Here is a 21,932-nt window from a genome sequence, read left to right on the forward strand (position 1 = left end):
TGACAAACGTACTCCTTACTCGGATCGTCGTTGTTTCGTCAAAAATTGACACGGGAGGTTTGAATCAGGGTGTGGACCGTCTGAAGTGAGTCCAACTTTCGAACACTACGTTTGTGCTGACTTGGCAAACTCGAGTTCCGAACACTCGTACGTGTAGCACTTGATTCCGTTCTCCGCACAGTGGTCTGCCAACTTCGACGGCCAGACGTCCGTCTCGTCGAAGTCGCCTAGATATGCGACCGTGACTTTGTCACTACTCTGACTGGCTTCACTCTCGACCACTACGGCCGTATTCGGATCGTCGTGGCTCGTCTTGATCACGCAGTCACCCGATACGTAGGGATTCGAAGCGAACTCGAGATTCTCGTGTTTGTACCGCCAAAGTTTGATATCGGTATCGACACAGTACGACGCGAGGATGGCGGGGTGATACTCTCGCCACTCCGCCGGCCCCTCGTCGAGCGAACTCGGGAACGCAACGCTAACGGCTTCTCCGTCCATCTCTTGGCCGTACGCACCGGTATTCTTCTCGGGAGGCATCACCTCGATAACGACGCCTACCGACGGCTCATCGGTTCCAGCTTTCACGACACGATCACCCGGCTTAAACGGATTCTCGGGCTTTTGATTCATGTGGGCAGTGTTCGGACCGAGGTCGATCAGTTCGTTCATCGGTCGGGCCGCTAAATGGTCGAGTTTCTCCGGCGACTCTCCCGAGTAAGCCGCTTCGGACTCAACCTTCGACGTTAGTGTCTCGAGTCGCTCCCACCCGAGCAGCATCAGACTGTCTTCGTTGTCTCGGTGCCAGACCATCACGACGATATCGTCGTCTGGATCACGCTCCACGAGTGACTCCGGGAGGAATGCAGAGACGTCTCGCGACGACTTGACGTCAACCTTGTAGCCGAAGACCTCAAAGTCATACCCCGAGAAACTTTCGGAGTTGCACCGTCTAATTGCCTCTTCGTTCTTCCACTCCCACATCTCGACTGGCAGATATTCACGACAGAACTGTTCGAATGCAAGCTCCCCCAAGTTCCCAATTCGTTTGACATCCAAGTCGTCGACACCTTGAATGACTGCCTGATGATGTGCCCGTTTGTGGTCGATTTCATTTGGCGTATATCGATACATCATGTTGATTTATAATCCAATAAAAATAAAATTTCGTGTTTTTAGATATGAGTGTACAAGAACCTGTTCGAGCCGTAGAAAACACTATAAGATAGAGTCAATCTACCCACACGTTAGCTGTTCGATCAGTGTATAACTCGACCTAGTTGGCACTACAACTTCTGATCGCCTTCTTGCTGGAAAACATCTTATTTGTTTGATTCTGTTGGTTACCCTAACCACAAAGCAATACCCACAATCCGCCGAGTGTAAACACCATCCCAATACTGGCGTTCACCGCCGGATACCACCAGTACGCTCGCTCGAGGTCCACCTCGCTAAGTCCGATTCCGACCAGCAAAATCGGATACGCCAGCATCAACAGCCCGAGCCGATAGTCGAGGAGCGCGAATACGCCCGCGGCGAGCGCCCAGACCGAACCGCAGTAGACCGTCGCGAGGCGCCCACCGAGACGGGTTGCGGTGGTTTCGATGTCTGCGCGGCGGTCGGGTTCGATGTCCGGGATGGCCGAGAACGTGTGCATGCCCATCGCCCAGAGCCATCCGCCGAGGAGTGCGAGGACGGGCGGTGTCGTTCCGGCGACCGCGGCGTACGCTGTCGCACCGGGGAGGATGTAGAGGCCATTCGAGAGCGAGTCCAGAGGTGGACGGGTTTTGAGGCGCAGCGGCGGCGCGCTGTAGGCCGCCCCGAGAACGAAGAACCCGAGAAGCCAGGGGGCAGCGACGGTCGGGGTGATCGCCAACAGCGCGAGGCCAAGTGCGAACGACAAGGTGACTGACCAGCGAGTCGCGGCGTCGCCACGGTAGCGTGATTCCCGGTCGGCTTTTTTCGGATTTTCGCGGTCGGCGTCGGCGTCAAAAACGTCGTTGATACCGTAGAGGAAGAGATTCGCGGGGAGGAGGAAGTACCCAAACAGGACGAGTACGGTCGGGGTGAACAGCGCACCAACCGACTCGGCGGCATAGACAGCACCCACGAGTACGGGACCGGCGAGGTAGGGCCAAAAACGTGGTCGTGATCGAACCAGAAGCGCTCGAGAAGTCATACAGTCGGTGTCTCGGTGGCAACGTCGGCGATGAGCGCGTCGGCGGTATGCTGCCCGCTGATGAGACACATCGGTACGCCGATGCCGGGCGTCGTGTACGCGCCGGTGTAGTACAGTCCCTCGAGTGCGGACGAACGGTGGCTCGGGCGGAACGGCCCGGTTTGGCGGAGCGTGTGAGCGAGACCGAGCGCGCTCCCTTCGCGGGCGTTGTACCGAGTCGCGAAGTCGGAGATGCAAAACGATTCCTCGACGAGGAGACGGTCCCGAAGGGCCACGCCGGTGTTTGCCGCGATGTCGTCGAGGAGAGAGTCTCGATAGGCCTCGCGGATCGCCTCGTCGTCCTCGAGGCCGGGGGCGATGGGGACGAGCGCGAAGAGGGCGCTACAGCCGTCAGGAGCGACGGTGTCGTCGGTGACCGACGGTGCACAGAGGTAGTACGCAGGGTTATCGGGCCAATTTGGTTCGTCGAAGATGGTCTCGAAGTGGGGGTCCCAGTCGGTCGGAAGCACGAGGGTATGGTGGGCGATGTCCTCGAGGTCGCCGGTGATGCCGAGGTAGAGCAAGAATGCCGATGGTGCGTAGGTTCGGGTGTCCCAATACGGTTCGTCGTGTTGTCTGAATTCGGGTTCGAGGAGTGACTGTTCGGTGTGGGCGTAGTCTGCGTTACTGACGACGAAATCGGCGTCGACGGGCCCGGCTGACGTCTCGAGGTGGAATCCAGTTTGTTGGGGCGCGATCTTTCGGACCTCGTATCCGGTTCGGAATTCGACGCCGAGTTCGGTGCAGAGATCGACGATTCCGTCGACGACGGCTGCGATTCCCCCTCGTGGATAGTAGACGCCGAGGTTGAAATCGACGTGGCTCATCAGGTTGTAGAGTGCGGGGGTGTTCGACGGCGACCCGCCGAGAAAAACGAGTGAGTACTGGACGACCTGCTGGAGTTTCGGGTGGTCGAAGTACGACGACACGTGATCGTCCATCGAGCCGAGCAAGCCGAGTCCGCGGGCGTTTTTCAGGACGTTCCAATCGACGTAGTCGCGAAACAGGGGCCGATTCGTGTAGACGAAGTGTTCCATCCCGATGTCGTAGGTTTCCGTCGAGCGCTCGAGGTAGTCTTCGAGTGCGTCAGCGGCACCGTCCTCGTAGAATTCGAACGCGGCTTTGGTGGCCTCGACGTCTGGTGTTACGTCGAGTCGGTCGCCGTCTTTCCAGAAAATCCGGTAGTGGGGATCGAGTCGCTCGAGGGTGTAGAAATCGGAGGGGTCACGCTCGAACGCGGCGAAGAAGCGCTCGAAGACGTCGGGCATCATGTACCACGACGGGCCCATATCGAATCGAAAGCCGGCGCGCTCGAGGACGCTCGCGCGGCCGCCGAGTTGGTCGTTCTTCTCGAGGACGGTGACGGACGCACCCGCCGCTGCGAGATGGGCGGCCGTCGAGAGTCCACCGAATCCGCTGCCGACGATGACGACGGAGTTCCCCTCGAGAGCGTTCGGTGGGGCCGACCATGGCTCCGTAGTCATTCTGACCTCGTTCCGAAGTAAGTTCGAATGCGACCGACGGTGCGGCGGGCCGAATGCATCGGTCGGGGAAAATTCGATTCTGATTGCGTCGACCCCGCGTTCGTCACTTGCGTGGTCTCACCCTGGCTGCTCGAGTCGGAATCGGCTGCGTCAGGCTCGCCCGGCGAAATCGCGCTGACGGCCTCGAAGACGGCCTCCGGGTCTCGTGTTCGTCGCCAGTGATACCACGTTCGGGCGGTGACGGCGAGACGTCGAGGTCTCGAGAGCGAGGGCCGACTCGCGAGCGTGTCGTATCCGTTCTGGCGGATGAGTCGGTGGTGTTCGGCGTACAGTACGGCGGCGAGGAGGACGCCGAACTGAACGTCTTCTGGGAGGTGGGGGATGCCGGCGACGCCGTTTCTGTAGAGCGATTCGGTGCGTTCGAGTTCGTCTTCGATCACCGCGGCGACGCTGTCGTCGAACCGAAGCGATTCGATATCGTCGACGGTGACGCCGTGACGGTGGAGGACCTCGCGAGGGAGGTAGATTCTGTCGTACTTCCGGACGTCCTCGCGAACGTCTCGAAGGAAGTTGGTCAACTGGAATCCTTCGGCGAGCGCGGCTGCGTGGGGTCTGACTGCGGGATCGAGGTCGGCAGCGAAGACGTCGGTCAACAGGTACGCGACTGCGACCGACGAGCCACGAAGGTAATCGTCGAGGTCGTCGATCGTGTCGTATCTGGCTCGCTCGAGGTCCATCGCCATGGCGTCGAGGAATATCTCGATCTCACGATGATCGAGGTCGTGTTCGTTGCGGACGGCGGCGAATCCCTTCATCACGTCGCTCGTCGGATCGCGTTCGCCGAGCGCTTCGGCGCGAAGTGCCTCGAGTTCGCGGCGTTGTGCCGTCGTCGACTCCGGTTCGGGATCGTCGACGATTTCGTCTGCGACGCGGAAGAATGCGTACATGACGTGTGTCGGGTCGCGTGCACGCTCGGGAAGAAGCCGAGTAGCGAGGTGGAACGTTCGCCCGGTGCGTCGATGGATCGATTCCGCGGTCGCGCGGTGAGACGATGGCGTAGACATGGTGGGTGCGTACGTTCCTGTAGCAACCCTCGGCCCGTATCACCGATACCTTACCAGTAAGTATCGGAGAGAATTTAGCCCAAAACGGCCGTGAGAAGCTTTCGTTCGGCTGCACGGAGGTGCTGGTGAAATGTCGGTCGAGAGACGCCCATCGACGCCGCGAGTTCGTCACCGGTCGTCGTGCGAGGGTCGTCGTAGTATCCCGAGTAAAACGCGCTGTAAAGCGCCGTTGCCTGTCGATCGGTCAGTCGGTCCTCCAGCGTCGACTCGAACGCAGCACGAGTCGTCGGTCGGTGCGTTCGTTCCCGGTAGGCCACGAGTTCGAGCCCGTCGTATCGATCCTCGAGCAGTTCGAGGATCACTCGACCACCGGTTTCAGCGGGCACGGTAATCTCGAGTTCAGCGACACCGGATTCGGCTGTCAGCGTCTGTACTTCCGCGCCGCGTTCGGCGAGGTGGTCGATAACCGATCCGGGTGCGAGTTCGAGTTCGATCAGTGGGGTTTCACCACCGCCGATCCGCGTCACTGACTCGAGATGCTCGGTAGTGGGTGGCGATTCGTCGGTGCTCGCCGCGACGTCCTCGGAGGTGTCGACGAACAGGTGTAAGTGACCGTCACCGCCTTTTGCGGAGCCACGAAGCTCGAGGGGAGCGTTCCAGGTGTCAGCGAGTGCGACCGGGAAGAACGACTCGTCGGTGATCGTGAACTCGAGCTCGATGAGATCGTCTGCTGTCAGTCCGCGTCGGCTTTGGGCTGCGTTGATCGCCGTCGCGATGGTTCGACCCACCGACTCGAGAACCACCAGTTCGCGCTCGTCCAGGGCGTCCGTGTCGGTCCCGACGACGACCAACACGCCGTAGGTTGCGTCGCCGTACACGAGGGGGATAGCAGCGAACCGTCCGGCGTCGCGCTCGAGACGTAACCCGGATTGGTCTTCCAGAGAGCCGAGGACGACCGATTCCTGGGAGAACGCTCGAGCTATCGGGGAGTCTCCGTCGAGATCGATACTGAGGTCCTCGAAGGAGTCGTCGAAGTGGGCGTGCGTGGAGGTCTCGAGTGTGTTCGCCGCGAGGTCCGGTTCGCCGATCCACGTTGCGGCGTAGGACTCCGTCGCGGCGATTCGCTCGACGATGGCTTGCTCGGTTTCTTCGCGGTCGACTCCGTGCATCAGGAGTTCGGTGACGTCTGCGAGCAGGCCGTTGATTCGATCGACGAGGCGGTCGAGGCGTTCGCGCTCGGCCGCCAGCGCGAGTTGGGCCTCCTTGCGCTGGGTGATATCGACCTGAAAGCCGACGTAGTTCGTGACGTCGCCGGTTTCGTCCCGAAGCGGTGCGACGGTGACTTCGTTCCAGAACGGGTCGCCGTCTTCGCGGTAGTTGAGCAGTTCGACGGTGACAGCTTCAGCACTCTCGATTCCGTCTTTGAGTTCGCTCACAGCCGCTGGATCGGTCTCGTCTCCCTGCAAGAATCGACAGTTTTTCCCGAGGACGTCTTCGGCCGCGTATCCGGTGAGCCGTTCGAAGGACTCGTTCACGTAAACGAGCGAATTATCCGGCTGGTCCGGGTCACTGATCGTGATACCGACGGGTGCCTCGTCGATTGCCCGTTCTTTGAGTTCGAAGTCGACCTGGTCCAGGTCCCGCGTCTTCATATAATGACTGTCGAGTTCGAGGACAAGAAGGTTTGCTCGAGGCCGTCGTCTCCGAGCGAACCCAGTTCTAATCCAATTCTGCTTCTCGAGTGCGAGAGAATAGTCAACTTATAGATGGATCGAGGTCTCTCATACACGTTCGTCAGCGTCTGATAGAGTGATTCGCTATCTGATCTATCGGACACATATCGAGCCGTGGCCTCTGAGATAATAACACGAAATATTAGCTAGAAGCGACCCAGTGTCGCCCTTTAGTAGAAAAAATTCCCGTCGGTCCAAATAGTGCCTGATATAGTTAACAATAGTCGCCTCTCAGAGGTGTCTCGTCTAAAGTAGCACTGAAATTCGAGCTCACCACGGGGACTCGAGTACTCACTTCCCATACACGATTCGTTTGCAGGCATCACTTACTCGGAATTCAGTTTCCATTATAATTCTGATACCAGAAACCCCAAATGAAGCGTTCCCGACAGTAGCTGTATGTCAGAATTGAATTCGGAGATGCCGTGGATTCCAGCCGACGCGGGTCCCGAGTTCGACCCGCTCGAGCACGCTGATATCCACCCTTCGTCGGACACCCCGATGGTCGTAACGCCGCGGGGTGGCGACCGCGAGGTCGGCCGAAGTTGCTATCAGGTCGATACCGTTTCCGGGACCTACCTCGTCGATTGTGGATTGAATCAGGGGAGTGGCGACGCGTTCCCCGATTTTCGAGGCCTCGAGCCAGAATCCGTCGACGCCGTCTTTCTCACTCACGCGCACATCGACCACTGCGGTGGCCTACCGGTGCTCGAGGCCCGCGGCTTGCTCGCGGACGACGCGCCGGTCGTCGCAACGCCGCCGACGGTCGACCTCGCGACGACGCTTCTCGAGGACTCACTCAAAATCCACAGACGTGAGACCGCCCGTACGAAGCGGAATCAGGAGTTCACGCGCCGGGATCTCGACGAAATATTCGACCGGTTCGAAGCCGTCGACTACGGCGGTGGAACGCTCGAGGCCGTCGCCGATTCCGTCGTGCAAGATCCGATCGTCTTCCAGTTCGGAAACGCTGCTCACCTCCTCGGTTCGGCGTGGCTCGCCCTTCAGACCGGTGGCTATCGCGTCGTTTTTTCGGGTGACATCGGCGACAGGGCGAGTCACCTGCCGGATCTTGCGCCGCCGCCACAGGCCGATCTATTGTTGCTCGAGTCGACCTACGGCGCGACACATAGCCATACAGCCTTCCGAGACGCGCAGTCGACGATCTACGAAACGGTCGAGCGCGCGCTGAACAACCACGAACCGGTCCTCATTCCGACGTTCGCCGTCGGCCGGGCCCAGACGCTTCAGTTACTGTTCGCCGATCGGTTGCACACGCTGGCGGGCGACCTGCGCGACGACGTGCGACTCGTCGTCGACGGCATGGCGGAGGAGGCCACCGAAATCTACCACGAGTACGTGAGAAACACCGACTACGTAGACGAGTCGATCGCGAATCGCGCGACGGAGAGTGGGGATACGACGCCGTTCTCTCCGCCACACACCGAATTTCCTCAAAGTGATGCGGACCGACGGGCGATTCTCGAGGACGCTGACCCAACTGCTGGCGGAAACGTTCCGATCATCGTCGCCCCCTCGGGGATGCTCACCGGCGGCAACTCGCCGAGATACCTCCTCGAGATCGCGGCCAGATTCCACTCGGCGACGATCGTGCTCACCGGCTATCAGGCAACGCGGACGACGGGGAGAACCATCCAGAACCAGGTCGATGCCGGTAGCGAAGCGGTCCAGTTCACCGCCGACGCGGATCCGTTCGGAACCGAGTGGCCGAGCGCCGAGAACGTCTCCTGGGTCTCCGCCGAGAACTCGAGTGAACTGGTGGCCAGAGCGACGATTCCAGCGGAGTGGGTGTCTCTCGTCGGCGGCCTCAGCGGCCACGCCGCCCAACACGGCCTACTCGAGTTCGCACGGACGGTCGACCCGGAGACAATCGCGTTGATTCACGGCCCGAATTACGCGCAGGAACACCTCGGGACCCACCTGGCGAAGAACGTCGAGAGCGTCGAGAACGTAACCCGTAGTCGACGACTGACGCCAATCGCCGTCGACCGTGAGGCGACTCCGGAGACGCCAACGCTGTCTCCCGAACAGTTCGAGACGGACCACGAGAGCGCCTACGACCAACTCGAGGACGTCTTCGACCGCCTTGCAGCGTTGAACGAGGAGGTTGCCACGGCACGGACCGAAACGACTCGGAGCGAAGCCGAGATCCGCGCCATCGTTCGAGACGAACTCGAGCGAGCGGGTGTGCTCGACGGAGAGTGAGGACGCCTCGGAAATTCGATATCGTCGCGGTGATTGCCAGTGTGAAACTCACGTTTCGGGACAACGAACGCTTACAGTCGTTACTGTCGTACGTTCCCGTATGGCATACGAACTGCACTGCGATAGCTGTCACCTCGAGCGAGAGTGTGCCGATTGGATCGAGGCGAACAGCGACGCGAACGACCACGAAGCCGCGTATCCCGACCACTGGGTGACGATCGTCGCGCTCGAGTGATCGTCTGCAAGCGGCTTCGCCTTCCCATACGCTCATTGTCGTGTCGAACACAGTAGCGAGCGATGCAATACTACGAAGATATCGAGGTTGGCGACACTACCGAGTTCGGTGAGTATCACGTTACGAAAGAAGAGATCGTCGACTTCGCCGAGCGATACGATCCACAGGTGTTTCACACGGACGAGGAGGCAGCGAAAGAGTCCGCGTTCGGCGAACTGGTCGCATCAGGATGGCACACGGCATCGATGTGCATGCGGATGCTCGTCGACGGGCCGCTTCAGGAGCGAGCGGGGATGGGTGCCCGGGGTGTCGACGAACTTCGCTGGAAACAGCCAGTGCGGCCGGGAGACACCCTCTCGATCCGCTCGGAAGTTATCGACAAACGCGTCTCCGAAAGTGACCCAAAACGCGGTTACGTGGACAGTTTCCTCGAGGGCCGAACCCAAGATGGAGACGTCGTCATCTCCTGGATCGGTCTGGGGATGATCGAACGCCGAAACCCCGGTGAGGATTGACCGAACGGCTACTCGCTCGGATCGGTCTCGAGGTGTGCGGCGAGGATTGCCGTCTGCACCGTTCGAAGATCACTCTCTTGGATCGTCGCCGCGGCCTGAAAGCGCTCGCGTAACTCGGAAATGCGGCGGGGTTTCGCCGCGAGGTGAACGAGTGAAAACGCGTTCGGATCGACGGTGCGTGCCGCGTCGAACGCCGCGCGATCGTACAACGGTGCGAACGATTCGAGAACGGCCTGAAGGAGTTCGTCGGTCGCATCAGCACCCGGATCGCCGACGGGGACGGCGTCCTGACTCTCCTCGAAGTACGTCTCGAGGTCGACGACGCCCGCGTCGTCGTAGAGCGCTTGCGCGAGAGACTCAACGGTCGACGGCGAGAGGTAGACGCCGTAGAGTTTGTATCGATCGTCGCTCGTCATATCCACTCGTTCGTGACCGACCTACAAGAACGGTCGCTCGAGAACGAACGGACTCCAACGGTGATTTATCGCGTCGACGGACCGTATCAAAACACGTAGTGAGCGATTTCGCTCGAGTCACACGCTGGGCACGCCTCTGGCTCGGCGTCGAATTTCGTCCCGCAGTTTCGACACTCGTAGAGCTCACCCTCGTTTTGTACGAGTACTCGAAGCCGTGTCACTACTCCCATCCCACGTAGTGCTTGGGTCGGCACAACCATGAATTGTCCTGCCAGCATTGTTCGAGAACAGACTCCGGTCGTGAGTCTCACGACAAGGCGACAGTCGTTTGCTACTCACCTTGTCAGTCTAGTACTAACTTCTCTCCTTCTCAACTGTAGTTGAATTCTGCCATGTATGGAGCGTAATAGCTAATGGCTGACGACCACTTACGAGGATTCCGAAAGTTTACAAAACTGGGCGAGAATCTGCGGTAATGTGTGGTTACTACCCAAACTTCACAAATAAATCTATAACTTGTACACCTCTCGTACCACAATATAGGGGTAATTTCTATCTGACCTTACACCACATATCAGGAGAACGGTTCTTCCTCAGAAACATAATGAATCCATCATAAGTTAGTGAATCGGTGAATGGCCTCGAGACGATCCGTCGAAGTACGCTTCGATGCTGGTGTACGAACGGGAAGGCCAGACAACAGTCGAGGCCGCGTTCAGATCTCGGTGACGTACGTGTGTGAGTCGGGGAGGGCCTGTGCGTCCTCGTGAAGGAGAGCAACGACGAGACAGTCGGCGTAATCTTCGAAGTACGCAACGAGATCGGCGATGCGATCGGAATCGATCGCCTCGAGTGAGTCCAAGAGCACAGTTGGGACGGCCTCGTGGACCTCGTGGACGAGGAAGCCCGCGAGGGCGAAGATCAATCCGGTCACCTCGCGTTCGCTCTCCGAGAGGTGATCGATGCGATCCTCGTAGGTCGTCCCGTCGTCGGCCGCGCGGACGACGTGGAGGTCGAAGGCGGTCTTCGTTACTTTTCGACGACCCTCGCGAACCGAGCGCTCTCGTCGTTCGATCCAGATACGCTCGATGTTTCCGTACTCGAGGATCGAGAGAATCGAGTCCATGTGCTCGTTGAACGCGTCGACGGCGTTTTCTTCGAGGCGGCCGACGCGGGTTCGAAGGTCGGTCAGTTCGTCGTCGATATCCTCACGTTCGGCCTCGAATTCCGCTCGCTCCTCGAGTTTCGTTTCGATCTCGTCGATCTGGGAGTGGACGTCGTCGTACTCCGATTCGAGGGACTCGATTTCCATCTCGAGTTGGGTGCTCTCACGGTGGGTTTCGATAACTTCGCCGTAATCTGCCGTCTCGAGCGTCTCCGCTTCCTCCTCGAGTTCCTCGACGCGCTCGCGCTGTTCGGCCTGTTGGGTTTCGAGGTCGTCGATCCGCGACTCGCGGCGCTCGAGTTCCTCCTCGACGGCGGAGCGTCGGTCCTCGAGTTCTCGGTGGTTCTCTCGGCGCTCGCGAAGTTCGCGCTGGCGCGTCGAGAGTTCGTCGATCTGCGATTGGAGGTCGTTTCGCTCGCCGAGTTTGCTCTGATGAAGCGATCGAAGCTTTTCGACGGTGGTTTCGATGCGGTCGCGTTCGACCGACGATCCGCAGGTCCAACAGACGACGTCGCTCGACTCTTCGAGGAGTTGGTCGGTGACGTCACCGTCTGTATCGGAGCCTGCACCGGCGTCGCTGTTTGGCTCGATCTCGAGGTCGAGTCCATCTTCATCGAGTCGGTCCTCGTTGAACCGGATGACGCTCTGGAGTTCGTTCAGCGTCGTATCGAGTGCGCGTTTTCGGTTTCGAAGCTCCTGAACGCGGCCCTCGAGGTGCTCCGGTGAATCGAGATCGTCGTCGACGGCCTCGAGTTCGTCGTCGATCTCCTCGCGTTCGGCCTCGAGTTCGGCCTTGCTCTCGCGCTCGGTCTCGAGTTCGTACTCGATCGAGTCGAGCGTCGACTGTGCGTCTTGGAGGTCGGCGACAGTCTCCTCGATGTCTGCGCGTTGCTCTCGGCTCGCGTCGATGTCGAGGTCGAACGACTCGAGTTCCGATTCGAGTTCCTCGAGTCGCTCAGTTTTGGCTTCGATGTCGTCTTCGATCGCCTGCCGTCGCGTCTCGAGAGCCGGCCGTTCGGACTTGAGATCGTCGAGGTCGGCGAGTTGGTCGTCGATCTCTCGCTTTCTGGACTCCAGTCGCGATATTTCGGCTTCGATCTCGTCCGTGTCGATCGGCCGCATGATCAACTCACGAAGGTCGTCGCCCCGTCGAACGGTTTGTCGAGCCTCGTTGGACTCGAGCAAGAACGCGAAGAGATCGGCGAGTTCGGGGTCCTCGAGGTACGGATCGCCGTCGAATCGGACGGCACCGTCGTGGCGCTCGAGCGTGCGAGTGTAGGTTTCGCCGTCGAGAGCTAATTCGACGTGGCCCGACTCAGCGTCGCCTTTCAGCGACGGGCGGTCGCTACCGATTGCGGCCATGATCGACTGGAGAAACGACGTTCGATTAGTCGCGTTCCGGCCAGTCAGAACGTTTACACCGGGCTCCAGCGTAACTTCGGTGGAATCGATCCCGCCGATGCGCTCGGCGGAAACAGTGATCGACGACGTAACTGACTCAGGTGGTGACACACGGGTCCGTTGTCTGTCGGAGTAAAAAATAGTATCGACTGGCGAGTGATGTCGAATTATCGCCATCATCGATTGCGGCTGTTTCGTGCCGGTCAGGTGCTACTCGCCTGCTCGCAATCGCAGCCGCCTCGCTCGAGTAAGTCGACGATCGGATAGTCTGAGCCGCAGTTCTCACAGACGACGCGGACGTTGACGAACACCTCATAGCTGCGGTCCGTGAGCCGGTCTGCGGTCACCAGTTCTTCGAGTGTGGCGTCCGTGACGACCTGCGTCCGGCCGGAGAGGCGTTCGATCGTGGTCTGCTTTCGCTCGAGGCGGTCGGTCGGGTCTTCGTCGGGGAGGGCAGCGTCGCGGACGGACGTCAGGTAGGTGTGGACCGCCTGATGCGTGACGAAGTGTGACTGGAGCGCCTCGACGTCGATTCCGGACCGTTCGAGGTCACGGCGCTTTCGGACGGTGTCGGATCGAGGGACGCTGTCGTCCGTCAGCGTCTCGTAGAGGTGACCGACGTCGGCGTCGGTGACGGATTCGCCCGCATCGATGAGAGCAGCCCTGAGAACGGCCCGGTTGAACAGGTCGGCCAGGTCGCGCAGACTCGTTCGCTCCGTTCCGTCACCGATCCACTCCGCCTCGAGGCGAGCGCCCCACTCCTCGAGTCCGTACTCGTCGATGATGCGTTCGACTTTCGTTCGTCGTCGCCCGCTCGCGTCCTCGCCCATACCAACCGAGACAGAAGCCGCCGATACAAACGTTGTGGTTACGGGCGGAAATTTCGGTATACTCGGTCGGTTGCAATCCGCGCTGGTTCGGCGGTCGACACAGTAAGACTATCGACTGACGCGGGTGCCGATAGACCGTCGAGACAATTACAGGCCTATATTTGTAATGGGTCCTGTGTTCGTATCAGCCGAACGGGAGTATTTCGACCAATACCGTCAATAGGCCGCCGTGCTCGATCAAATTCTATTCTCGCGCGTTCGATGAGCCGTTCAACCCAACCGAACACTCGCGCGCTCTCGCCGTTGGGTGGTTCACTCCGAGAACAAGAGGTTGACTTCGACGGTGTTCGCCGCCGAGAGCAGTTGGTTGTGCAGTTCGTCGTGTTCCCACTCGTTCTCGAGGCGGTGTTGTGGGCCGGCGACCGTAACCGCGCCGTGGACTTCCCCCTCGTTCGAGAGTACCGGGGCACCGACGGCGCTAATACCGGGCAAGTACTCGCCGTGGCTGTACGCGATGCCGGCCTCACGAATCGTCTCGAGTTCGGCTTCCAGGGTCTCCCGGTCCGTGATGGTCTCTTCGGTGAACGCGGGGAGGCCCCACCCCTCGACGATCCGACTCACACGGTGGGACTCGAAGTGGGCGAGCATCGCCTTTCCACCCGCAGAACAGTGGAGGTACGTCGGCGTCCCGACGGTGATACTCGAGGAAACGGACCGTTCGCCATCACACGCGCGGATGACCGTCCCCAATCCGTTTTGTACAGTCGAACACAGCACTCGTTCACCGGTCCACTCGGCGAGGTCTTCGAGAGGGGTTTCGGACGCAGCGTGGAGTGGTTCGGCGTGTTTGACGTGCTCGCCAAACGAGAGGAATCGAAGGCTCAGACGGTAGTCGGTTCCTTCCTGAACGACGTACCCTTTCGAAGAGAGTGTCGTCAAGTGAGCGTGTACCGTGCTTTTGGGGAGCCCCGTTCGCTCGGTCAGTTCGGTAACACCCGCGCCTTCGGCCTGCCAGAGTGCCTCGAGGATGTCGAGCGTCTTGACGACCGCTTGAACCCGATCCACCTCGTCCGTGCCCTGGATTGTCATACCAATAGTTCCAGAGAGAGCAGTATAATTGTTCTGTTCTGTCGAACAGCGTAATCACAAAACACCCCGAAAGCGGGCTCCAATTGGCGTGACGACGGCCTGTGAGCCACGATAACACTTATGTAGTCGGTTCTGTCATATAGGATATGGACTTTAGCGAACCGTCCGAGGCAGTGCAGATTACCCAAGCGCTCGACGATTTCATCGAACAGGAAGTCTCCCCACTCGAGAGCGAGTACGAGGAGTTCCTCGGCCCGGATTACGAGAAACACATCGTCGACGAGAATCATCGACAGGTACCCGAATATCGAGAGATCGTCGAAACCATCCGGGAGAAATCGGTCGAGGCTGGGTTCTACGGGATGACAATGCCCGAGGAAGCGGGTGGCGGTGACGTCGATATCCTCACTCGAGCGATCGTCGGCGAGCACATGTCGAACCGACCGCCGGGCTTTCACAGTGCGATCTTCGGCGGTGCGGGCGGACCGACGCCCATTCTCCTCGCCTGCGACGAAGACCAGCGCGAAGAGTACCTGAAGCCACTGATGGACGGCGAGATCACGACCTGTTTCGCACTCACCGAGCCGGGCCACGGCAGCGACGCCCACTACATGGATACGACCGCTGAGAAAGACGGTGACGAGTGGGTGATCAGCGGCCAAAAGTGCTACATCACGAACGGCCCGTACGCGGACTTCGTCATGGTCTTCGCGCGAACGAGCGGCGAAGATGGGGATCTCGGCGGCATTACGTGCTTCCTCGTCGACGCGGACAACCCCGGCTTCGAAGTCGGCACGATCCACCGCGCGATGGGAATGACCCCGGGAACGCACTCGGAACTGTACTTCAACGACTGTCGCGTCGGCGAAGACAAAGTGCTCGGCGAGGTCGACCGTGGCTTCCAGTCGGCGATGGACTGGATCGGCGGCGGTCGAATTAACATCGCCGCTGGCTCCGTCGGCACGGCGCAGTTCCTCCTCGACATGTCCGTCGAATACGCCCGCGAGCGAGAGACCTTCGACAAACCGATCGGACACCGACAGGGCGTCTCCTTCCAACTCGCCGAACTCGCGACTGACATCGAGCAGGTCAGACAGCTCTATCGCTACGCCGCCTGGAAGATGGACGAGGGCGAGCGCGCACGCAAAGAGGAGTCTATGGCGAAGCTTCGCGGAGCCCAACTCGCCAACGACGCCGCCGACATCGCGATGCAGATCCACGGTGGTGCCGGCTTCATGAAGGAACTCCCGATCGAACGCAACTACCGCTCGGCTCGTGTCTTCCGTATCTTCGAAGGAACCGACGAGATCCAAAAGCGCACGATCGCTCGAGAACTCATCTGAGCGATGTCCAAGCCGACCAAACAGACCGAGCCGTCGGTCGCCTCCATCACCCGACTCGAGTTCGACATCGAGTGGCCGCCCAAACACGCCGCCGCGTACCTGATAGAGGCAGACGCGCCAATCGTGATCGACGCGGGTGATCCGAGCGACCGAGCGAGCGAGACGATCCGCGAGACCCTCGACACGAAGGGCTACGACCCCTCTGACGTCGAAGCCGTCATCGTCACGCATCCACACAGCGACCATATCGGACAGGTGCCGCTGCTCCGTGAGGCCGGTGCGACCATCTACGCGCCCCAACCCGTCCTCGAGCGACTCGAGCGCGATGGCGACGAGTTGGCCGCGGGCGTCAGTGAGATCGGACAATCCGCCGGCTACCGCGGTGAGGCGATCGAACGCGAGATCGAACGCGCTCGAGACTCGTTACGGCGAAATCGTCGACTCCTCGCCCCGACGGCGGCAGTCGGCTTCGAGTTCGGCGAGGCGTTTACCGTCGGGGGTCTCCAGTTCGAGGCGATTCACACGCCTGGACATCAACTCCATCACGCGAGTCTCGCGACGACGATCGGTGACCAGCGGATCCTGTTCAGCGGCGACGCGCTCATCGAGCCGTTTCGTTCCGGCGCGATCCACGTCGGTATCGACCACGGCGCCTACGAGGCGATCGACGCGTTCCACGACGCGTTGGATCGGCTCGAACCGTACTCGTTCGACAGCGTCTTCCCCGGCCACGGGCCCGTGTTCACGGATTTCGATCAGACGATCGAGTTCACGCGTAACGAACTCGAGTCGCTCACGGCCGAGACCCACGAAGCGATCGTGACCGTGGGGCCGGCCACGCCGATGGAGATCACGCGCCACCGAATGGGGGAGGTTCGCTATCCCGCCCAACTCCTCGACACGCTCGGCGCACTCGGGACGTTAGAGCGCCGCGGCCGCGTCGAACACGTTACTCGAGACGGCGTGCGGTCGTACGCGACGGTAAAGCCGACGCCGTAGCCGGATCTGACACGGTGTCTCGACTCGGTACTCGTTTTTGCGCCTGCTATCTGTGGTAGCTGTTGCAACGACCAGCACAATAGACTCAGATTCCAGCGCGCGAACAAAACTCGAGACAGATGTGATTCGGCGAAAATGTTAACAATTACCTTGTGTATAGTGTTGGCATGGCAACCGACATGGAGCCTGTCGACCAGTCACGTCGTTTTTACGACGACGGGATTTCGATCGGCGGGTTCGAAATTACCTCGGAGGACTTCTGGGGCTGGTTGACGATCCTGCCAGTGTTGGTCCTCTACACGCTCGTCGCACTGATACCGATCGGCTTCGCGTTCGTCGCATCGTTGCACAACCTGCCGCTTTTGAATCCACAGTGGGAGTTCGTCGGGCTCGACAATTACATCGAGGTCTTCCAGATCGATCGGTTCTGGGGATCGATGTGGCGTGGATTCGTGTTCATGGTCGGTTCGACGGTGATCCAGTTGATCGTGGGCGTCTGGATGGCACTCGTCTTGAACAAGATCTCGCGTGGCAGTCGGTTGCTGAGCACGCTCGTATTCACGTCGTATCTGATCCCGACGATTATCGTCACCATGGTGTTTTTGTTCATGCTGGATCCCTACGACGGGGTGCTCCACGCGGCGGGGACGCAACTCGGTCTCTGGGACGACTACTTGCTTGGGAACACGAGCCTCTCGATGACGGCGGTCATCATCATCAGTAGCTGGAAGTTCTCGGCGTTCGTGACGCTGTTCACGCTCGCACAACTGCAGTCTATTCCAGACCGGTTCTACGAGGCCGCGAAGGTCTGTGGGGCGACGACCTGGGAGATGTTCCGCGACATCACGCTGCCTCGACTCTACGGGGCGATTTTGGTCGTGATCTTCCTGCGCGCGGTGTTCATGTTCAACAAGTACGACATCATCTACCAGTTGACCCAGGGCGGACCGGGCAGTGCGACGACGACGATGCCGATTCTCGCCTACAGGGAGACGTTCGAACTCGGCGCGTACGGGATGGGCAACGCCGTCGCCATCGTTATGTTCCTGTTCTTGCTCGTGAGCGGGATCCTCTACTTGAAACACATGAATCCGAGCCAGGAGGTCCAAACATGAGTACCCAGACCGGCGGAGACGACACGCCGGACGAACCGACGTTCGGCCGCTCGTTCCGGCTCTCACACACCTACCGAAGCCTCATCTACCGAACCGGGCTCTACGGCAGCATGACCGTCCTCTTCGTGATTCTGGGCTTTCCGATTTATTGGATGGCCCAGAACGCGTTCAAGACCCGTCTCGGGCTCCAAGAGGGGATCACGTTTTTCCCCACGCCGGACATCTTCACGGTCCAGCAGTTCGACGTGATCTTCAACCCGACGGTCGGACGCTACCTCTTGAACAGCGTCATCGTCACGATCGGTGTCGTCGTGACCGTCATCGTCGTCTCCCTGATCGCGGGGTACGGCCTCGCCCGGTTCAACTACAAACACAAGGTCAAGACGGCGCGATTCTTGCTGGTCGGCTACATGTTCAGTCCGATCGTCCTCGCGATTCCGCTGTACCTCATCTGGGATACGCTCGGACTACTCAACAGGTACGTCGGCCTCATCCTGGCACTGAGTGCGATGTCGATGCCGTTCGCCGTCTGGTTGATGTGGAAATACATCCAGACCATCCCAGCCTCGATGGAGGAATCCGCGTGGGTCGCCGGCGCGCCGAGGTGGCGTGGCTTCCTCGACGTGATCGTTCCGCAGACGAAACCGGCGATGATCGCCAACTCGGTCTTCGCGTTCGCGATCGCCTGGGGCGACTTCACGTTCGCGTACATCCTCATGCCCGACGATTCGGCGACGACGTTCCCGCCGGGGATCTTCCGACTGTTCCACTCCTCGTGGGAAACCGGCTGGCCGGAGTTCATGGCCGTGAGCCTCCTCGTCTCACTGCCCGCACTCCTGTTCGCGTTCTTCCTCCAGTCGTACCTGCTGAAGGGCTTCAAGATTCGCGCACTCTGAGCAGCGTTTGAACAGACAATCACACGACACAATCGACACAACCACACTAACACACCAAAACCATGGCAGCAATCACCATTCAGAACCTCACGAAACGATTCGGATCGCTCGTCGCCGTCGACGACTTTAGCCTCACCATCGAGGACGGCGAATTCATCACTCTCGTCGGCCCATCGGGCTGTGGGAAGACGACGACGCTACGCTGCGTCGCCGGCCTCGAGAGCACGACCTCAGGAACGGTCATGTTCGGCGAACACGACGTTACCGACTACCCCGTCCAGCAGCGGGGAATCGCGTTGTTGTTCCAAGATATTGCGTTGTACCCACACATGACGGTCGAAGAGAACATCGGCTATCCGTTGAAACTCGAGGGCCAGAGCAAGGAACAGCGCAGCGAACGGGTTCGCGATGCTGCGGAGATGCTACAGATCGAAGATCAACTCGAGAAACACCCGAGCGAACTCTCCGGGGGACAACAACAGCGCGTCGCGCTGGGGCGCTCCATCGTCAGGGAGCCCGCGATGTTCCTGTTCGACGAGCCGATGAGCGACCTCGACGCGAAGCTCAAACACGAATTGCGGCCGCTGTTCGCCGAAGTAACCGAGAAGGTCGGCTGTCCGACGATGTACGTCACCCACGATCAGGAGGAGGCGATGACGATGTCCGACCGTATCGCCGTGATGAACGACGGCGAACTCGAGCAGGTCGGGACGCCGAGGGAGGTCTACGACGAGCCACAGTCGTCGTTCGTCGGGGAGTTCATCGGCCGACCGAACATGGAGTTCTTCGACGCCGATCTCTCTCGACAGAACGGAACGATGGATCTGTCGATCGGGGATACGGCCTATCAGATCGCCACCTCGGAGGCGTTGGCCCAGTACGAAGACGGAAATATTCGAATCGGTATTCGACCACAGGATATCTCGGTTTCCTCGGAGCCCGACGACGGACTCACCGGCGAACACGTCTTCGACGAGACGCTCGGCGATCAGACCCACAGCCTCTTCGACACGCCACTCGGCCGGCTCACCGTCGTGACGCCGCCGAAGTTCCGCGGCAACGGGCAACAATACGGCCTCGAGTTCGACACGAACGCGATGAAGGCGTTCGATCCGAAGAGCGGGCTTCGGATCGAGTAATTACCACTGCTCGATTTTCCGTCGTTCGTCGGCGAACGCGGTGAATACAGACGATATCTTTATAATGATTGTTAACAACAAGCATGGTCTATGCCAGGTAGTGGTATACACAGGCGACAGGTACTGTCAGGTCTTGGCGTTGGGGCGGCCGGCCTCTTCGCGGGGTGTCTCGGCGGCGGAGACGACGACGAACTACACATCCTCACCGATCTGACTGGCGGCGAGTGGGAAACGTACTGGGAGGAAGAACTCATCCCGGGATTCGAGGAAGACTCGGACGTCCCGGTCAACATCGAGTACACGGGCTTACACGGGTCGGGTGAACAACGACTCGCGACGCTGTTGCAATCCGGTGACGCACCCGAGTTCTACCACGGAACGACCTCCGAGTTCGGCGACCTGATCAACCAGGGGCTGACCAGGCAGGTCGACGACGTGGTCGACGACCTCGAGGAGGAGTGGGGTGACGCACTGTTCAAGTACACGCTCCAGCCGATGACCGGCGACCGTGACGAGGAGACGCACTCGATTCCCCACGGCGTCTACGTGGGTGGCTGTCTCAACTACCGAGCTGACGTCTACGAGGCGCTGGATCTCGAGGTGCCCGAGACATGGGACGACCTCGTCGACAACGCCCAGGCCATCGACGAGTCGGACGAGTTCGAAGAGATGCGCGGCTTCGGCCTCCCGGGAGAGCCAGTCGGGAAATCCGGCTCGGACTTCGCGAATTGGCTGTACAACTCCGGCGGCGACGTCTGGCAGGAAAACGGCGACGGCGAGATCGAGTTGTGGTTCGACGAGGAACACGTGATGCCGGTGTTAGACGTCTTGCTCGAGCTATCGGAGTACTCACCGGACGCGTCGGCGATCGGCTGGGAAGACACCATCGAGGACTGGATCGGCGGCAGATACGGCCAGTGTTTCATGAACAACGCGTGGCTCTGTGGTCCAGCGTACGAGGCGGGCGCGGAGGACCTCGCGCTCGCGACCGAGCAAGCACTGATACCGACGCGAGACGGTGCCGACCCGGTAACGCGAGGGTGGGTGCTCGTCAATGGGACGCCGATCATCGACGGCTCGAGCAACCCAGAGACCGCCGAGGAGTTCAAACGGTACATGTACGGGGCAGACAATCACGTCGAGGTGTCCCTGATGGAACCGATGCGATTCATCCCGCCCTACGAGGAGATCATCGAGGAAGACGAGTACCAGGAGGCGGATATCTTCCAGGTCGAAGACGGCGCGTTCCTCGAGAAAAACGAGTTCATCATGGACGAGATCGTTCCCGAACTTGAGAGCCCGGAACTGCCGTCGAATCCGGAGACGCTCCACGTCGGGACGTTCGACATCCCTGCTGAGCTAACCAACCGAGTGCTCGTCGACGACGAAGATCCCGAAGAGGCCTACGAGTGGGCGGTCGGCGAGTACGAAGCACGATACGATGACGTCCAAGAGCAAGCGAACTACTGACGCTCGCTCGAGCCGGAAGCGGCTCGTGCGTGCGCGTCGCGATCGTAGAGCGACTCCGCGGTCGTAACCGGTCGGACGACGAGCGTGCCAGCGAGACGATCACCCAATCTACGACCGGTCGGGGAGCGACGAACGACGAACCAGCCGAGAACGTAGCCGACGGGGAGCCAGTCGACGTATCGCAGGACGTTTCGAATTGCTGCGTCGTGTACGGACAGGTGAGCGCCGTCTTCGCTGACGACGAGGAGCCCCATTCGCTTTTTGCCCGGCGTTCGGCCGTAGCGCCACTCGAAGCAAAACGTATAGCCGAGGTAGATCGGGACGAGCCCGACGAGGCTCAAGAGGAACGCACCGTTTCCGAGTGCGAGGAAGGCGTCCGTGAACGCGACCAACAATACGGCCAGTATCGCCGTCTCGATAACGAAGTAGCACACGGCGAGGTCGATTCCCGTCGCGATCGCTCGGCGTTTGAGCAACGATGGCGACGCCGACTCGAGGTCGGGGTCGGGCACTCGTTTGGTGGGAATCGAATCGAGCACTATTGCTCACCTGTATCGGCCACCGGGAGGCGTGTCGAGGCCGGATCGTGGCCAC

Annotated in this window: 19 protein-coding genes; 9 read left to right on the plus strand and 10 right to left on the minus strand. The window is 60.0% G+C overall.

All coding sequences use genetic code 11. From position 1 onward, the window contains the following. Positions 1-105 precede the first annotated feature (105 nt). From BLW62_RS09375 to BLW62_RS09395, 5 genes are all read right to left on the minus strand, one after another. A complete protein-coding gene (locus tag BLW62_RS09375; protein WP_090507557.1) occupies positions 106-1,134 on the minus strand; it encodes a DUF7961 domain-containing protein in 1,029 nt (342 codons plus the stop codon). A 214-nt stretch (positions 1,135-1,348) separates the two neighbouring features. Then, complete coding sequence (locus BLW62_RS09380; RefSeq protein ID WP_090506815.1) at positions 1,349-2,179, minus strand: prenyltransferase; 831 nt, start codon at positions 2,177-2,179, stop codon at positions 1,349-1,351. Further along, the gene (locus tag BLW62_RS09385; RefSeq protein WP_090506816.1) at positions 2,176-3,702 is read right to left on the minus strand and encodes a phytoene desaturase family protein; all 1,527 of its coding nucleotides are present in this window, start codon (positions 3,700-3,702) and stop codon (positions 2,176-2,178) included. Before BLW62_RS09385 ends, BLW62_RS09380 begins: the two co-directional genes overlap by 4 nt. Beyond that, on the minus strand, positions 3,699-4,766 hold the full coding sequence (locus BLW62_RS09390) for a phytoene/squalene synthase family protein (RefSeq protein ID WP_090506817.1): 1,068 nt from the start codon (positions 4,764-4,766) through the stop codon (positions 3,699-3,701). Before BLW62_RS09390 ends, BLW62_RS09385 begins: the two co-directional genes overlap by 4 nt. Before the next feature lie 74 nt (positions 4,767-4,840). Beyond that, entirely contained in the window at positions 4,841-6,418 is a 1,578-nt protein-coding gene (locus BLW62_RS09395; protein ID WP_090506818.1) for a bacterio-opsin activator domain-containing protein, read from the minus strand. Between the two features lie 480 nt (positions 6,419-6,898). Here BLW62_RS09395 and BLW62_RS09400 point away from each other — a divergent pair, with 480 nt between their 5' ends. From BLW62_RS09400 to BLW62_RS09405, 3 genes are all read left to right on the plus strand, one after another. Next, positions 6,899-8,725, plus strand: a complete 1,827-nt coding sequence (locus BLW62_RS09400; RefSeq protein WP_217630533.1) for an MBL fold metallo-hydrolase — start codon at positions 6,899-6,901, stop codon at positions 8,723-8,725. A gap of 100 nt (positions 8,726-8,825) precedes the next feature. Further along, positions 8,826-8,960: a hypothetical protein gene (locus BLW62_RS19095; RefSeq protein ID WP_281246641.1), complete on the plus strand. Its 135-nt coding sequence runs from the start codon at positions 8,826-8,828 to the stop codon at positions 8,958-8,960. A 62-nt stretch (positions 8,961-9,022) separates the two neighbouring features. Then, positions 9,023-9,475 (plus strand): MaoC family dehydratase, encoded by a 453-nt coding sequence (locus BLW62_RS09405; protein WP_090506819.1) that lies wholly within the window; start codon positions 9,023-9,025, stop codon positions 9,473-9,475. 8 nt (positions 9,476-9,483) lie between these two features. On the opposite strand, the gene BLW62_RS09410 is transcribed toward BLW62_RS09405, so the two are convergent. The 4 genes from BLW62_RS09410 to BLW62_RS09425 form a co-directional block, all read right to left on the minus strand. Next, entirely contained in the window at positions 9,484-9,891 is a 408-nt protein-coding gene (locus BLW62_RS09410; RefSeq protein ID WP_090506820.1) for a hypothetical protein, read from the minus strand. A gap of 715 nt (positions 9,892-10,606) precedes the next feature. Continuing rightward, entirely contained in the window at positions 10,607-12,568 is a 1,962-nt protein-coding gene (locus tag BLW62_RS09415) for an archaea-specific SMC-related protein (RefSeq protein WP_090506821.1), read from the minus strand. A gap of 92 nt (positions 12,569-12,660) precedes the next feature. Further along, positions 12,661-13,287: a rod-determining factor RdfA gene (rdfA, locus tag BLW62_RS09420; protein WP_090506822.1), complete on the minus strand. Its 627-nt coding sequence runs from the start codon at positions 13,285-13,287 to the stop codon at positions 12,661-12,663. Between the two features lie 312 nt (positions 13,288-13,599). After that, on the minus strand, positions 13,600-14,376 hold the full coding sequence (locus BLW62_RS09425) for an IclR family transcriptional regulator (protein ID WP_090506823.1): 777 nt from the start codon (positions 14,374-14,376) through the stop codon (positions 13,600-13,602). A 146-nt stretch (positions 14,377-14,522) separates the two neighbouring features. Here BLW62_RS09425 and BLW62_RS09430 point away from each other — a divergent pair, with 146 nt between their 5' ends. From BLW62_RS09430 to BLW62_RS09455, 6 genes are all read left to right on the plus strand, one after another. After that, positions 14,523-15,719 (plus strand): acyl-CoA dehydrogenase family protein, encoded by a 1,197-nt coding sequence (locus tag BLW62_RS09430; protein WP_090506824.1) that lies wholly within the window; start codon positions 14,523-14,525, stop codon positions 15,717-15,719. A gap of 3 nt (positions 15,720-15,722) precedes the next feature. After that, a complete protein-coding gene (locus tag BLW62_RS09435; protein ID WP_090506825.1) occupies positions 15,723-16,718 on the plus strand; it encodes an MBL fold metallo-hydrolase in 996 nt (331 codons plus the stop codon). Between the two features lie 167 nt (positions 16,719-16,885). Then, on the plus strand, positions 16,886-17,833 hold the full coding sequence (locus tag BLW62_RS09440; RefSeq protein WP_090506826.1) for a carbohydrate ABC transporter permease: 948 nt from the start codon (positions 16,886-16,888) through the stop codon (positions 17,831-17,833). Then, a complete protein-coding gene (locus BLW62_RS09445; protein WP_090506827.1) occupies positions 17,830-18,729 on the plus strand; it encodes a carbohydrate ABC transporter permease in 900 nt (299 codons plus the stop codon). The genes BLW62_RS09440 and BLW62_RS09445 overlap by 4 nt, the downstream gene beginning before the upstream one ends. A gap of 62 nt (positions 18,730-18,791) precedes the next feature. Then, positions 18,792-19,868, plus strand: coding sequence for an ABC transporter ATP-binding protein (locus tag BLW62_RS09450; protein WP_090506828.1), 1,077 nt, complete (start codon positions 18,792-18,794; stop codon positions 19,866-19,868). 90 nt (positions 19,869-19,958) lie between these two features. Beyond that, the gene (locus BLW62_RS09455) at positions 19,959-21,338 is read left to right on the plus strand and encodes an ABC transporter substrate-binding protein (RefSeq protein ID WP_090506829.1); all 1,380 of its coding nucleotides are present in this window, start codon (positions 19,959-19,961) and stop codon (positions 21,336-21,338) included. On the opposite strand, the gene BLW62_RS09460 is transcribed toward BLW62_RS09455, so the two are convergent. Next, a complete protein-coding gene (locus BLW62_RS09460) occupies positions 21,332-21,877 on the minus strand; it encodes an RDD family protein (protein ID WP_090506830.1) in 546 nt (181 codons plus the stop codon). The two genes, BLW62_RS09455 and BLW62_RS09460, sit on opposite strands and share 7 nt — an antisense overlap. Positions 21,878-21,932 lie beyond the last annotated feature (55 nt).

The organism is Natronorubrum sediminis (assembly GCF_900108095.1).
Taxonomy (GTDB): Archaea; Halobacteriota; Halobacteria; order Halobacteriales; family Natrialbaceae; genus Natronorubrum; species Natronorubrum sediminis.

What these genes read in the sequence shown, in the direction of transcription:
- BLW62_RS09375 (WP_090507557.1), bottom strand. Translation starts at nt 1,134, where the DNA reads ATGTATCGATATACGCCAAATGAAATCGACCACAAACGGGCACATCAT.
- BLW62_RS09380 (WP_090506815.1), bottom strand. Translation starts at nt 2,179, where the DNA reads ATGACTTCTCGAGCGCTTCTGGTTCGATCACGACCACGTTTTTGGCCC.
- BLW62_RS09385 (WP_090506816.1), bottom strand. Translation starts at nt 3,702, where the DNA reads ATGACTACGGAGCCATGGTCGGCCCCACCGAACGCTCTCGAGGGGAAC.
- BLW62_RS09390 (WP_090506817.1), bottom strand. Translation starts at nt 4,766, where the DNA reads ATGTCTACGCCATCGTCTCACCGCGCGACCGCGGAATCGATCCATCGA.
- BLW62_RS09395 (WP_090506818.1), bottom strand. Translation starts at nt 6,418, where the DNA reads ATGAAGACGCGGGACCTGGACCAGGTCGACTTCGAACTCAAAGAACGG.
- BLW62_RS09400 (WP_217630533.1), top strand. Translation starts at nt 6,899, where the DNA reads ATGTCAGAATTGAATTCGGAGATGCCGTGGATTCCAGCCGACGCGGGT.
- BLW62_RS19095 (WP_281246641.1), top strand. Translation starts at nt 8,826, where the DNA reads ATGGCATACGAACTGCACTGCGATAGCTGTCACCTCGAGCGAGAGTGT.
- BLW62_RS09405 (WP_090506819.1), top strand. Translation starts at nt 9,023, where the DNA reads ATGCAATACTACGAAGATATCGAGGTTGGCGACACTACCGAGTTCGGT.
- BLW62_RS09410 (WP_090506820.1), bottom strand. Translation starts at nt 9,891, where the DNA reads ATGACGAGCGACGATCGATACAAACTCTACGGCGTCTACCTCTCGCCG.
- rdfA (WP_090506822.1), bottom strand. Translation starts at nt 13,287, where the DNA reads ATGGGCGAGGACGCGAGCGGGCGACGACGAACGAAAGTCGAACGCATC.
- BLW62_RS09425 (WP_090506823.1), bottom strand. Translation starts at nt 14,376, where the DNA reads ATGACAATCCAGGGCACGGACGAGGTGGATCGGGTTCAAGCGGTCGTC.
- BLW62_RS09430 (WP_090506824.1), top strand. Translation starts at nt 14,523, where the DNA reads ATGGACTTTAGCGAACCGTCCGAGGCAGTGCAGATTACCCAAGCGCTC.
- BLW62_RS09435 (WP_090506825.1), top strand. Translation starts at nt 15,723, where the DNA reads ATGTCCAAGCCGACCAAACAGACCGAGCCGTCGGTCGCCTCCATCACC.
- BLW62_RS09440 (WP_090506826.1), top strand. Translation starts at nt 16,886, where the DNA reads ATGGCAACCGACATGGAGCCTGTCGACCAGTCACGTCGTTTTTACGAC.
- BLW62_RS09445 (WP_090506827.1), top strand. Translation starts at nt 17,830, where the DNA reads ATGAGTACCCAGACCGGCGGAGACGACACGCCGGACGAACCGACGTTC.
- BLW62_RS09450 (WP_090506828.1), top strand. Translation starts at nt 18,792, where the DNA reads ATGGCAGCAATCACCATTCAGAACCTCACGAAACGATTCGGATCGCTC.
- BLW62_RS09455 (WP_090506829.1), top strand. Translation starts at nt 19,959, where the DNA reads ATGCCAGGTAGTGGTATACACAGGCGACAGGTACTGTCAGGTCTTGGC.